The sequence below is a fragment of the Acidovorax sp. 93 genome, from assembly GCF_003633835.1.
Taxonomy (GTDB): Bacteria; Pseudomonadota; Gammaproteobacteria; order Burkholderiales; family Burkholderiaceae_C; genus Acidovorax; species Acidovorax facilis.
In genome coordinates this window covers 1,829,932-1,843,206 of record NZ_RBIT01000001.1, presented here as the reverse complement: position 1 = coordinate 1,843,206, position 13,275 = coordinate 1,829,932, and the positions used below count along the sequence as shown (strand labels likewise).

The 13,275-nt window shown below is 64.3% G+C and carries 10 protein-coding genes and 1 tRNA gene; 4 read left to right on the top strand and 7 right to left on the bottom strand.

Translation table 11 applies throughout. The features are described from left to right. Positions 1-5: 5 nt before the first annotated feature. Positions 6-521 (bottom strand): M23 family metallopeptidase, encoded by a 516-nt coding sequence (locus tag C8C93_RS08360; protein ID WP_121506546.1) that lies wholly within the window; start codon positions 519-521, stop codon positions 6-8. Positions 522-564: 43 nt separating this feature from the next. Next, positions 565-2,856, bottom strand: a complete 2,292-nt coding sequence (locus tag C8C93_RS08355) for an AsmA family protein (RefSeq protein ID WP_233559269.1) — start codon at positions 2,854-2,856, stop codon at positions 565-567. 204 nt (positions 2,857-3,060) lie between these two features. Between C8C93_RS08355 and C8C93_RS08350 the strand changes: the two genes are divergently transcribed. Then, on the top strand, positions 3,061-3,978 hold the full coding sequence (locus C8C93_RS08350; RefSeq protein WP_121506545.1) for a pseudouridine synthase: 918 nt from the start codon (positions 3,061-3,063) through the stop codon (positions 3,976-3,978). A gap of 153 nt (positions 3,979-4,131) precedes the next feature. After that, positions 4,132-6,162 (top strand): methyl-accepting chemotaxis protein, encoded by a 2,031-nt coding sequence (locus C8C93_RS08345; protein ID WP_121506544.1) that lies wholly within the window; start codon positions 4,132-4,134, stop codon positions 6,160-6,162. 46 nt (positions 6,163-6,208) lie between these two features. On the opposite strand, the gene C8C93_RS08340 is transcribed toward C8C93_RS08345, so the two are convergent. Beyond that, positions 6,209-6,571 (bottom strand): hypothetical protein, encoded by a 363-nt coding sequence (locus tag C8C93_RS08340; protein WP_121506543.1) that lies wholly within the window; start codon positions 6,569-6,571, stop codon positions 6,209-6,211. A 232-nt stretch (positions 6,572-6,803) separates the two neighbouring features. On the opposite strand from C8C93_RS08340, the gene C8C93_RS08335 reads away from it, so the two are divergent. Together C8C93_RS08335 and C8C93_RS08330 are read left to right on the top strand one after the other, a co-directional pair. After that, positions 6,804-6,876, top strand: a tRNA-Gly gene (locus C8C93_RS08335). A gap of 193 nt (positions 6,877-7,069) precedes the next feature. Next, entirely contained in the window at positions 7,070-8,215 is a 1,146-nt protein-coding gene (locus tag C8C93_RS08330; protein WP_121506542.1) for an ROK family protein, read from the top strand. A gap of 68 nt (positions 8,216-8,283) precedes the next feature. On the opposite strand, the gene C8C93_RS08325 is transcribed toward C8C93_RS08330, so the two are convergent. From C8C93_RS08325 to C8C93_RS08310, 4 genes are all read right to left on the bottom strand, one after another. Continuing rightward, entirely contained in the window at positions 8,284-9,774 is a 1,491-nt protein-coding gene (locus tag C8C93_RS08325) for an NAD-dependent succinate-semialdehyde dehydrogenase (RefSeq protein WP_121506541.1), read from the bottom strand. A 277-nt stretch (positions 9,775-10,051) separates the two neighbouring features. After that, entirely contained in the window at positions 10,052-10,873 is an 822-nt protein-coding gene (locus tag C8C93_RS08320; RefSeq protein WP_121506540.1) for an ABC transporter permease, read from the bottom strand. 21 nt (positions 10,874-10,894) lie between these two features. Then, positions 10,895-12,160, bottom strand: a complete 1,266-nt coding sequence (locus C8C93_RS08315; RefSeq protein ID WP_121506539.1) for an ABC transporter permease — start codon at positions 12,158-12,160, stop codon at positions 10,895-10,897. Positions 12,161-12,194: 34 nt separating this feature from the next. Then, entirely contained in the window at positions 12,195-13,226 is a 1,032-nt protein-coding gene (locus C8C93_RS08310) for an ABC transporter substrate-binding protein (RefSeq protein WP_010458579.1), read from the bottom strand. Positions 13,227-13,275: the final 49 nt, after the last annotated feature.

Below are 13,275 nucleotides of genomic sequence, written 5' to 3'. Positions count from 1 at the left end.
TGCGGTCACCGCTCCAGCAGATAAGCGTGGGGGTCGATGAAGAACGCTTTTTTGACGCCCTGCGTAGCGCCATCCACCTTCCACGGCGCGGGCAGCATTCGCACGATGGAATAGTGCAGGTGTGCCGGCTTGCCCTGTGCATTGCCGCTGGCGCCCAGCGTGCCAATCGCATCTCCAGACGCCACGAAGGAGAAGGCGCCTGTGCGGATCGAGTCCAGGTGCGCAAAGTAATGCAGCCGCCAGCGCGGCCCGAGCACCAGCACCACCTTGCCGCCTTTGGCGATTTCTCCTGTGAACAGCACGACGCCATCCGTAGTGCTCAGCACTGGCGTGCCGGTCTTGCCAAAGATGTCGATGCCCTTGTGCACACCCGAGCTGCCCCAGGGTTCGAACCAGAAGGACTTGGAATTCCAGTCTTTTGCGGAGGCCCCGGCCACAGGGATCTGGATGCGCTCTGGCAGTAACAGGCCCCCCACCAGCACGGCCAGCAGGGTGAGGCCCAGAATTTTTGCCATTTTCATGGCGCGATTATTCCGCGCTCGCAATCGTTGCAGTCGCTGTGAATCAGCGCGAAGGGTCTGCCTTGCTGGCGGCCTGCCGTGCAGGCTGCGAGGCCGTGCCGGCTGCCCCCTGGACTCCGGGCTTGACAGGCTGCTGGGCCAAGTTCAGCAGCGGCTTGCAATGGGTGTCGTCGTCTGCTGCCGGCACGGTGATGGGCACCAGGGCCAGCGCGGCGGGGGCCACCACGGCGGCCACCACCGCAGCGCCTGCGCGCAGCAGCAGCGGCCCCGCCTCGACGCCCACATCCGGGTTGCCAAACGTGCCCCTCACATACAGGGGTGAACGCAGCGAAAAGAACTTCCATTGCAAGGATTCGGGCTTGATGCGCAGGTCCAGTGCCTCGGTGCCCAGGTCGATGGTGCCCGTGGCCTCCACCACGGCATCGTCGGTACTCATTTTCACGACGCGGGCGGTTGCCAAGCCATCCACCACCATGAAGTCGGCCACCGCACAGCGCAGGTGCACTTCCTTGTTTTCGCCGAAGAGCTTGCCCACGACGATGCTGCCCACGTTGAGCGCGGCCAGGTCCAGCATCTGCTTGCTCAGCGTGCCCTCGCGCACATACAGGCGCATCTCGCCCGTGCCGTGGCCCAGAAGTACGGCCATGCTGTTGCCGGTGCTCTCCAGGGCAATGGCTCCGTCCATGCGGCCAAAACTTTTCTTCATGAGCTGCACCTTGGGGAACAGGGCCGACAACTGCAGTCCCTGCACGGTGCCGCGTATCTGGGCCTTGAGGGGGGCGCTGCGGCCATCGATGGTGACCTGCGATTCGATCTTGCCTTCTGCCACGCCAAACGTGAGGGGCGCCAGTCTGAGCTGCGCGTTTTCCATTACGGCGCGTGTGCTCAGGTCCTGCAGCGGCAGGCTCTCGGGGCGGATGATGTGGCGGCCCTTGAACACGATGTCCATGTCCATGGCATTCCACCGCTCGGCCGCAAATTGCGAATCCGGCAGCACCTTGCCACCCTGGCTGCGGGTGCGTTGCGTGTTGCCGGACACGCGGGTGCCCAGCGTCGGCCCCAGGTCTGCCAGGCGCAGCTGGTTCGATGTCATGGTGCCGGTGAGCCGGGGGCGCGGTTTGCCCGAGGTGTATTTCAGCGACCCCTGCAGATCACTCTGACCCACCTTGCCGCGAAAATCGTTGTACTCCCACACCGCGCGTTCGGGTTCCAGGCTCCCGGTCAGCCGTCCGCGCGTTTCAAACGCCGGGGTGTTGGGCAGCACCAGCCCGGTCAGGTCGTACAGATCGGCCATGCTGCCGCCTTGGAGGAACACCTGAAAATCCAGCCCCGAGAGCGCCCCGGGGTTGGCCAGCACCCCTTCAGCCGACAGTGCCACGCTGCCCGCGCTGGCATCAATCTGCAGCGGATAGTTCACCACCTTGTTGCGCAGGCTGATGACCTGGCCCGCGCGCCCCTGTCCCTTGATTTGGGCCTTGGCATAGCGGCCCTTCAGTTCAAAGCGCAGGCCATAGGGCATCGCCCCCTGGGAGGATGTGCCGGGGGCCGCGATCGCTGCCGTCGGGGCTGTGCCACTGGCGGCGCTGGCGGAAGCCTTGGCGACCGGGCTGCCGGGTGGGCTGGTGGGGGCAATGGGCTCCGTTGTGTCAACGCGCGCCTGCAGGTCCAGGTCTTTCATGCCATCGGCATAGGCCAACACGCCCTGCTTGAGCACGAGCCGGTCTACATCGAAGCTCCACCCGCTCCTGGGGCCGTCCTTGCGCTCAAAGGTCCAGTTGTTGGTGCCATCGGCGGTGCGGGCCAGCGCCACCTGGGGGCTGGTGAGTGCCACGGTGTCGATCGACAGGTGCCGCCCCAGCAGCGGCAGCAGGCGCACCGTGGCGGTGGCGCTGCCGATGCGGGCCATGGTGGGCGCTTCCGGCAGATCGGCGTTGTCCTTGGGAGGCGTTTTGCCATCGGCACGCTGGAAGGGGGGGATGAACCCCGCCGGCTGGTCCATCACCAGGCGCTCGGCCTGGACGGTGACGCCAGGTATCCATCGTCGCCATCCTTCCTCCAGGGGTTGGGGCCAGTGCCAGGCTGCCGACAATTCGCCCTCAATCGCAAAGTGCCTGCCCGTGGCTTCGCTGACTTTTTCGTTGACCCAGGGTTTTGCACGGTTCCAGTCGATCACGGCCAGCAAGGCGCCGAGCAGCACCAGCAGCGCGGCCACCACACCCAGGGCCACCAGCAACCACCGTGCTACACGTCGACCAACCCCCGAGGCGGGTGCGGGGTGGCCGGTGGACGCGGCAGGGCGGGGAAGATCGGCAGAAGGCGTGGTAGGTGACGGCATGAAGGGTGTATGGGTTATGGCCGCATGCCGCAGAACAGCCATGCTGCGCGGGACATGGGTGGGTGCCGCGTTTGCTCATGCGGCACCGGGCCTCCTGGGTTCATGCTAGCCCGCATTGGCGCGCCCAGTGGCAGTGCAGGCGCAACTGCCGCCCTTGTCCTACAGGCGGAAAACGGTGCTGCCGCGCCCTAAAATCCGCGCACCATGCACAACCCCCACCACCCCCACGCCCCGCCCATGCGCGATGGCGTGGGCCCAAGCTGCGTGGTGCTGCCCAGCCAGGGGCAGGGCAGCATGCTGGACTTTCTGGCGCAGCGTCTGCCCGTCGTGACCCGCGACGAATGGCTGCAGCGTATGCAGGCGGGGGATGTGGTGGACGAACGCGGGGAGCCCGTGTCGCCCGGGCGGCCGTTTGAAGGCAGCTTGCGCGTGTACTACTACCGCAGCCTGCCCGCAGAGCCCGCCTTGCCTTTCACAGAAACGGTGCTGTACCAGGACGAGCACCTCGTGGTGGCCGACAAGCCCCATTTCATGCCCGTGACACCGTCGGGACGCTATCTGCACAACACACTGCTGGTGCGCCTCAAGCGCCAGCTGGGGTTGCCTGAACTGTCGCCCCTGCACCGCATCGACCGAGACACGGCGGGGCTGGTGCTGCTGTCGGTGCAGCAGCGCACACGCGGGGCCTACCAGGCGCTGTTCCGTGACAAGCAGATCACCAAACTCTACGACGCGATTGCGCCGTGGCGCGAAGACCTCGTGTTTCCGCGCGAACACATGAGCCGCCTGGAGGAAAGCCCTCAGTTCTTTCGCATGCAGGAAGTGCCAGGCGAGCCTAACAGCCACACGCAGATGCAGATGCTGGAGGTAGCAAGGTCTGGCGCCTGGGCCCGGTACCGCCTCATGCCGATCACCGGCAAACGGCACCAACTGCGCGTACACATGGCAGCGTTGGGCCTGCCCCTGCGCAACGACCCGTTCTATCCTGTGGTCAACGATCCTCCCGAAGGAGACTACTCGCGGCCTCTGCAACTGCTGGCGCGGTCCCTGGAGTTTGCGGACCCGGTGTTGGGCGTGCCGCGGATGTTTGAGAGCAGGCAGCGGCTGAGTCTGGAAGATTAGGGTTTACCACTAGTAATCGCTATTTGCTCGTTGAGGGCTGGGTGGCCCTCATGAAAGCATGGCATTGCTTTGGGTTTTGTTTTTACACACAGATAAGGTAACTTGGTTACCTGTTCTGGGCAGAGGGCCCGGAAACTGCAGAAGAAAACAACAATGAGCCCCACCACCACACACCGTTCCGTCGCGTTCAAGCTGTCGCTTGCGGCGTTACTCAGCCTGCTGCTTGTGCTGCTCATCACCATGGGTATCGTCAGCGCCTTGCTCTGGCAAAACTTTGGACGGCTATCGCGCGGCGATGCCCAGCAATACGCAGCCCAGTTGCGCACCCTGGTGCAGACGTTTGACGAAACCGCGCAAGAGCAGGCCAAACGCGATTTCACCCTGTTCAAGGCCAATTTTCCGGGCAATTTTTCGCTCAGCGATGCGCCGGGGGCTGACGGCAAGCCCGAGGCCACGCTGGCATTTCAGGGGGTGCCGATCAATGGCGACTTTGAGGTGGTGGATCGGTTTTCCAAAGACAGCATGGGTGCCGTCGCCACCATCTTCGCGCGCACGGGCGACGACTTCATCCGTGTGACCACTTCGCTCAAGAAGCAGGACGGAGACCGCGCCTACAAGACCCTTCTGGATCGCAAGCACCCTGCCTACGAACTGATGAACGAAGGCAAAACCTTCATCGGCCGCGCCAATCTGTTTGGCCGGGAGTACATGACGGTGTATGAACCCATCCGCGAAGGCAACCGCACCATCGGCATCCTGTTCATCGGTTCGGACATCGGCCCCATTCTGGGCAAGCTCAACACCGTGATGGCGGGCCAGAAGCTGTTTGCCACGGGCGCTGTCTACGCGGTCAATATTTCAGCAGGCCCTGCACGGGGCAACGTTTTTGGTTTGACGGGCGCCAACGCAGCGCTCAAGGTCGATGAGAAAGTGGATGAGGCCAAGGCCTGGCTTGCTTCACTGTCGGGTATCGAGCAAACCGGCGATTTTGAATCGAGCTGGTCGCCGCGCCGCAGTGGCGACGGTGACACTGCCGCGCGTTATGTCGCGGTGGAGCGCTACAAGCCCTGGAACTGGGCCATAGTGGCCGAGGCGCCGGAGTCTGAAATGATGGGCGAGGCCCGCAGCGTGCTCACCTGGCTGTGGCTGGGTGTGCTGGTGGCGCTGGCACTGCTGACGGTGGTACTGGTGGTGGCCACACGCCGCCTCGTGGGTGCGCCCGTGCAGCAGCTGAGCACCGCGCTGGGTTACCTGGCGCAGGGCGACCTGACCCACGCAGTCACCCTGAAATCCCGCGACGAAATCGGCAGCCTGGCCCTGGCCATGGAAGGCTTTCGTGTCCGCCTGGCAGAAAGCCTGAGCACCGTGCGCACCAGTGCCGAAAGCGTGTCGTCGGCCAGCACCGAAATCGCCCAAGGCAACCAGGACCTGTCGGGTCGCACCGAAAGCCAGGCCAGCTCTCTGGAAGAAACGGCGGCCAGCATGGAGCAGCTGGGTGCCACCATTCGACACAACGCCGACAGCGCCAGCCAGGCCAACCAGCTGGCCGTGGGCGCCAGCCGTGTGGCCGCGCAAGGCGGTGAAGTGGTGTCCAAGGTGGTCAGCACCATGCAGGACATCAACACCAGCAGCCAGAAGATTGCCGACATCATTGGCGTCATCGACGGCATTGCTTTCCAGACCAACATCCTGGCCCTGAACGCTGCGGTTGAAGCCGCTCGTGCTGGCGAGCAAGGCAGGGGCTTTGCCGTGGTGGCTGCTGAAGTGCGCAACCTGGCTCAGCGCACCGCCGCCGAGGCCAAGGCCATCAAAGAACTGATCGGCGCCAGCAGCGCCATGGTGCAGCAGGGCTCGGTGCTGGCCGATCAGGCGGGCACCACGATGCAGGAAGTCGTGAGCTCTATCCAGCGCGTGGCCGACATGGTCTCTGAAATCAGCGCTGCCAGCAGCGAGCAGACCGCTGGTGTGGGCCAGGTGGGAGAGGCAGTGACGCAACTGGACCAGACTACTCAGCAGAATGCCGCCCTGGTGGAAGAAATGGCTGCTGCGGCCAGCAGCCTGCAGACGCAGGCACACCAGATGGTGTCTGCCATTGCGCAGTTCAATCTGGGTGGCGCCAGTGCCAGCCCCGGTTTGCCAAACCGGGCGCGTGGGGGCTCCCGCAACCCGGCAATCTCCGGCTGAACGCTCGCGCACTCGCGGGCGCTAGCGGAGCTTCGCCATGGCAGGATTAGCGAAACGGAATGGGCTTGCTCTTGGCTGGCGCGCTTTTTGGAAGCCGTGAATTGAAGAATTCAGCCAATGCCCGCTGGGTGTCGGGATGCAGCCGCCATGCGGTCCAGCCCAGGCCGATACTGCGCAGGTACACGGTGACGTGCGCGTCTTCCAGCGGGTACTGGATGGCGAGCGTGGGGTTGTCCTGCGACATCACCGGGACCCCGCTCCCATTGCCGTCCTGGGGGGCCGGGGTGACTTCAGGCGTCATCTGCGAGCGCAACATGGCCAACTCACGAATCAGATTTTCGATCTCTGGCGCTGTGAGCGTTTTGTTGATTGCCAGGGTGGCCTGCGTGCGGTCGTCGCTCAGTTGCATGGGGCTTTTCCTTCTTTCGCGGGTAGTTGTGAAGGCTCCATTGTGCTGCCTTCGGTCTGCATCCCGCCGAAGGGGCGCAAACATGGGACGCAAGCCTCTGGCCAAACCCGTTTCGGGCGCGCCGCCGCGTGGCTACAATACGGCTGCTGATGAAACTCTGGCGCGGCAACTGCCAACCCGGTGTTTTCACAGGCCTCACTGAAATACCGTTGTCCACCAACGGCTTACAGAAGGCGGGTGTAGTTCAATGGTAGAACGGCAGCTTCCCAAGCTTCATACGAGGGTTCGATTCCCTTCACCAGCCCCCTTCGGCTGATCATCCCCCCCCGTCCTTGCCTTTGCTGTTGTTTTGACCGCGCATGCTGCACGGATGACGGCATGGGCGCGCGCCCATCCGGTAGGGCATGTCAAGCCATTGGCTGACGCCACGCGGCCGCCACCCACGCCACCATGCTGGAACGGCCTCCTTTGGAGGAGCACTATCGAGTGAGGAAATGAATGGCTTCCAAAGACAAGAACTCAGCACAGAAACCCGCCGCCAGCAAGAAGCCAAGCACGGCGCTGGAAGGCAAGGACGCCAAGGCACAACGCGAGCTGGGCATCGTCGGGCCGCATGGCGACATGCGGCTGGCCTCGGTCATCATCGAAGGCTATAGCCTCGAGTTGAGCGACGGCGAAGGCTATGTGGGGGATGTCGCCAGCCGCACGGCCTTTCGCCACATGCTCGATGCCTGGCGCAAGCTGTATGCATCCATGGAGGGCAAGGACCCTATGGGCACCAAGCCCACGCGCGAACTCAGCAAACATAAGCTGGATTCGTTGCTGGAGAAAGACGGCGTGGCCGCCCAAGCCATCGAAGCCGCGTCGGAAGACTACGCGATGCAGCTGGCGCATGTGGTGCAGCGATTTCTGAAACACAAGACCTGGCGCGGCGTCGAGCGCATCATCACCGGCGGGGGCTTTCACCAGAGCGAGGTGGGTGGCCGCGCCATCGATTGCACCCGCAAGATCCTCAAGGCCGAAAAGGTGCCCGTGGAGCTGCGCACGCTGCGCCACCATGCGGACGAGGGCGGCCTGATTGGCTGGGTGCACCTGGCGCCCCCCGCGCTGCTGCAAAGCTACGACGCCATCCTGGCGGTGGACATTGGCGGCACCAATGTGCGCTGCGGCATTGTGCAAACCCATTTGCACCGCGCCCCCGATCTTTCGCTGGCCGAGGTGGTGCGCCGCGAGAAATGGGCCCATGCCAACGACGAACCCCGGCGCGACGAACTGGTCGAGGGCATCGCCATGCTGCTCGAAGGCCTGATCGCGTACGCCGAGAAAAAGAAGATCCGCCTGGCGCCCTACATCGGCGTGGCCTGCCCGGGGCTCATCGTGGAAGACGGCTCGCTGGCCGGGGGCACGCAGAACCTGCCGGGCAACTGGGAGAGCACCCGCTTTCACCTGCCTCGTGACCTGTGCGAGCGGCTACCGCACATCGGCGACGGCCGCACCCAGGTGTGCCTGCACAACGATGCCGTGGTGCAGGGCCTGTCTGAAATGCCCTTCATGCAGGACGTGGAGCGCTGGGCCGTGCTGACGGTGGGCACGGGGCTGGGCAACGCGAGCTACACCAACCGCCAGCCACCAAAATTTGAATGATTTTTGCTGCTAGCGCTTATTGGTAAAGCGCTAGCAGCTATAAAATAAGTAGCATTTTATGGGGCTGCTTATTTCTGAATGTCCCCCAGGCACAGGTACTTGATCTCCACGTAGTCGTCCATGCCGTAGTGCGAGCCTTCGCGGCCCAGGCCCGACTGCTTGACGCCGCCAAAGGGCACGTGCTCGGTGGCCAGAATGCCCACGTTGGCACCCACCATGCCATATTCCAGCGCCTCGGTCACGCGGAAGATACGGCCCACGTCGCGGCTGTAGAAGTAGCTGGCCAGGCCAAACTCGGTGTTGTTGGCCGCGTCGATGGCTTCCTGCTCGGTCTTGAACTTGAAGACCGGGGCAAAGGGGCCAAAGGTTTCCTCGCGCGCGCAGAGCATATCGGCCGTGGCGTTGGCGACCACCGTGGGCTCGAAGAACTGGCCGGAGCCAAGGCTGGTGAGGCGCTGGCCGCCGGCCACCACCTGGCCGCCCTTGGCCAGCGCGTCGTCCACGTGGCGCTGTACCTTGGTCAAGGCTGCTTCCTCGATCAGCGGGCCCTGGTTCACCCCGGCTTCAAAACCGTTGCCCACCTTGGCTGTCTTGACCTTGGCGGCGAACTTGGTCACGAACTCGTCGTACACACCTTCCTGCACATAAAACCGGTTGGTGCACACGCAGGTCTGGCCCGCGTTGCGGTACTTGCTGGCAAAGGCGCCTTCCACGGCGCTGTCGGTGTCGGCGTCGTCAAACACGAGGAAGGGCGCGTTGCCACCCAGTTCCAGCGACATCTTCTTGACCGTGGGGGCGGACTGCGCCATCAGGATGCGGCCCACTTCGGTGGAGCCCGTGAAGCTGATGTGGCGCACCACGTCGCTCGCGCACAGCACCTTGCCGATGGCGATGGAGTTGTCGCTGTCTGCGGGCAGGATGTTGAACACACCGGCCGGAATACCCGCGCGGATGGCCAGCTCGGCGGCGGCCAGGGCGGTGAGTGGTGTCAGCTCGGCCGGCTTGATGACCACGGGGCAGCCCGCAGCCAGTGCAGGCGCGACCTTGCGGGTGATCATGGCCAGCGGGAAGTTCCATGGCGTGATGGCCGCGCACACGCCGATGGGTTGCTTGAGCACCAGCAGGCGGCGGTTGTTGTCGAACTGGGGCAGGGTCTCGCCGTTGATGCGCTTGGCCTCTTCGGCAAACCATTCCACAAAACTCGCGCCGTAGGCCACTTCGCCCTTGGCTTCGGCCAGGGGCTTGCCTTGTTCGGCGGTCATGATGCGGCCCAGGTCGTCCTGATTGGCCATGAGCAGGTCGAACCACTTGCGCAAGATGATGCTGCGCTCCTTGGCGGTCTTGGTCTTCCAGGGGCCCCAGGCGGCGTTGGCGGCGGCAATCGCGGCCTCGGCGTCGGCCGGGCCCAGGTTGGCCACATCGGCCAGTTTGAGACCCGTGGCCGGGTCGTTCACATCAAAGCGGCTGCTACCTGCCACCCACTGGCCGTTGATGAGGCCGTCGGTCTTGAGCAAGGTGGGGTCGTTCAGCAGGGCGAGGGGGGAGGTCTTCATGTCCATGGGAGGCGTCCGGGTGAAGAAAAAATGGGCGGGTAGATTGGGGGAAAGGCTAGCACGCGTTGCCGTCGAGCTTGTCACCAATGTGGCATGGGCGGGGGGATTCAGGTTGGTTCTCACGGATGCGGCGCGTTTGCGCGCAGCGAATGCAACTGGCGCGGCACAGGCGAGGGTAGCCGCGCAAGGGCCGCCCCGCAGCGCTGGCTGCGTCCTCCTGCCCGCATTGCGCAGCGATGCGAGAGCGGGGGGAAGGCGCGAAGCGACTCAGGGGAGTGTTCCATCATGCCCTGCGACCGCGCAGCCACTCCAGCGCCAGCAGCAAGCTGGTGGTGAACAGGATGAGCAACGTGGCCACCGCGGCGATGGTGGGCGAGATGTTCTCGCGGATGCCGTTGAACATCTGGCGCGGCAGTGTGGACTGGTCGGCACCGGCCAGGAACAGCGTGACCACCACCTCGTCGAACGAGGTAGCAAACGCAAACAGCGCGCCGGAGATCACGCCCGGCGCAATCACCGGTAGCGTCACTCGAAAAAAGGTGTTGAAGGGCGTCTCACCGAGGCTCAGCGAGGCGCGCACGAGGTTGTGGTTGAAGCCTGCCAGAGTCGCCAGCACGGTGGTCAGCACAAAAGGTGCGCCCAGGGCGGCGTGCACGATGATGAGCCCGAAGTAGCTGTCGGCCAGGCCCAGCGGCGCAAAGTACAGGTAGGTGGCTACGCCCACCACAATGATCGGGACCACCATGGGCGCAATCAGGATGCTCATGAGCAGGCCCTTGAAGCGGAAGTCGGCCCGCGACAGACCCACCGCCGCCAGTGTGCCCAGGGCCGTGGCGATCAACGTGGCCGCAGGTGCCACGATGAAGCTGTTGCGCGTGGCGCGGGCCCACTCGGCGGATTCGAACAGGTTGCGGTACCACTTGAGCGACCAGCCGTGAATGGGGTAGGCCAGAAATGAACTCTCGGAGAACGACAGCGGCACCATCACCAGGATGGGGGTCAGCAGGAACACGAGCACTGCCACGCACAGGGCGCGCACCGCCCACCAGCCGAGCTTGTCGGCCAGTGTGGCGTACAGGGGGAATTGGGGCAAAAAATGACGCATGGTGAGTGTCTTTTGATGTGGTTAGCCCAGACTCAATTCGGCTTTGCCAAACCGGCGGTACACGCTGTACAGCACCAGCGTGGCGGCCAGCAGCAGGGCGCCCAGCGCGCAGGCCATGCCCCAGTTCACTTCCACATTGGTGTAGCGGGCGATGTAGTAGCTCAGCATCTGGTCATCGGCCCCGCCCAGCAGCGCGGGCGTTACGTAGTAGCCGATGGCCAGAATGAAAACCAGCAGCGCTCCAGCACCAATGCCCGGGTAGGTTTGGGGCACATACACCCGGAAGAACGCCGCGATGGGTGAGCTGCCCAGCGACACCGCAGCGCGCAGGTAGGTGGGGGGCACGCTTTTCATCACGCTGTACAGCGGCAGCACCATGAAAGGCAGCAGGATGTGCACCATGGCAATCACCACGCCCGTGCGGTTGAACAGCAGTGGCAAAGGCTCGGCAATGGCGCCCAGGCCCATCAACCCCCGGTTGACCAGCCCCTCGGACTGCAGCAGCACGATCCATGCGGCCACGCGCACCAGGATCGACGTCCAGAACGGCACAAGGACCAGAATCATCAGCACATTGGCCTGGCGTGCGGGCAGCGAGGCCAGCCACCAGGCCAGCGGGTAGCCCAGCAGCAGGCACAGCACCGTAACCACAAAGCTGATGTGAAAGGTGCGCAGCAGGATGCCGCCAAACGCGCGCTGCTCCTCGGGCATGCGTTCGACCTGGCCCAGCGCATCGCGCTGCAGGTCCACCGAGGCGAGCAGGTAGTCGGGCGTCCAGCGCGCCCCGTTTTTGGCGATGGCATGCCAGAAAGGCGCTTCGCCCCAGCGTGCATCCTTGTCGATCAGCTGGTCGCGGATGGACTCGGGCGTGCCCTGCAGGGGCAGGGCGCGGAAAGCGCCCATCACCATCGAACGCGCTCCGGGCACTTCCGAGTTCAGCCGGCGCGCCAGGGCGCCTGCATCAGAGCTGTCGGGCAGGCGGGCCAGGTCTTTGATCAGCGCGGCATAGGCAGCGGGGTTTGGTGCCTCGTGGCGGTCCCAGCCATGCAAGGCCTCGATGGTGGCGGGCAGCGTGTTGGCGACCTCGGGGTTCTCCACGCCGCGCTGCAGCAGCGCGGCAATGGGGACCAGCAGCGTGAGCAGCAAGAACACCAGCAAGGGCAGGGTCAGGGCAAAGGCCCGCCATTTGCGCCGCGCTTCGGCACGCGACAGCGCCTTGCGCAGTGCGCCGGGTGCGTGGGCGTCCAGCGCAAGCGCGGCGGGGGCGATGGCAGAAGAGGCTTGCATGGTGTCTTGCGCTCCGAGGGTGCGGGTTACTGACTTACTGGGTGGCCCAGGCGGCGAAGCGTTTCTCCAGCGCCTCGCCCTGGTCGGCCCAGAAGCTCACGCCGAACTGGATGGCTTCCTTGGCGTTGCTCGCCGAGGTAGGCAGGTCGTCGAGCACCTTCTTGTCCAGCTTGGCGAGGGCCGTGGTGTTGGCCGGGCCATAGGCGATGTTCTGCGCGTAAGCAGCCTGGTTGGCCGTCTGCATGGTGTAGGCGATGAACTTCACCGCCGCGTCCTTGTTCGGTGTGCCCTTGGGGATGGCCCAGTAGTCCAGGTCATAGATGCCGCCGGGCCAGTAGATCTTGAGATTGCGGCCTTCGCGGTTGGCCGCGTCGATGCGGCCGTTGAACACGGTGGTCAGCACCACGTCGCCCGCCACCAGGAACTGCGGCGCCTGGGCACCTGCTTCCCACCATTGAATGTTGGGCTTGAGTTCGGTCAGCTTCTTGAAGGCGCGGTCGGCACCGTCCTTCGTGGCCAGCACCTTGTAAACGTCGGCGGGCTTTACGCCATCGGCCATCAGCGCGAATTCGAGGTTGTAGCGCGCACCCTTGCGCATGCCGCGCTTGCCAGGGATCTTCTTGGTGTCCCAGAAGTCGGCCCAGCTCGTGGGGGCAGTCTTGAGCTTGTCGCCGTTGTAGGCCATGACGGTGGACCACACGAAGATGCCCACGGCGCAGTCGGACACCGCAGCGGGCAGCAGGTCGGACTTGCTCACGATCTTGCTGTAATCGAGTTTTTCATACAGGCCCTCGTCGCAGCCGCGTGCAGCGTCTGGCGACTCCAGCTCCACCACGTCCCAGGTCACCTTCTTGGCCTCGACCATGGCCTTGACCTTGGCCTGCTCGCCGTTGTATTCCACGGCCACGATCTTGTTGCCCAGCTTTTCATAGGGCTCGTAGAACGCCTTTTTCTGCGCGTTGGCGTTGGCGCCACCAAAGTTCACGACGGTCAGTTGCTGCTGCGCGAAGCTGGGCAGTGCCAGGCAGGCGGCCAGAGAGGCGCAGGCGATAAGACTCTTTTTCATGGTGCAGTTTTTCCTTAGGGTTGTGGAGGAACAGGGGACGGGAAAAGGG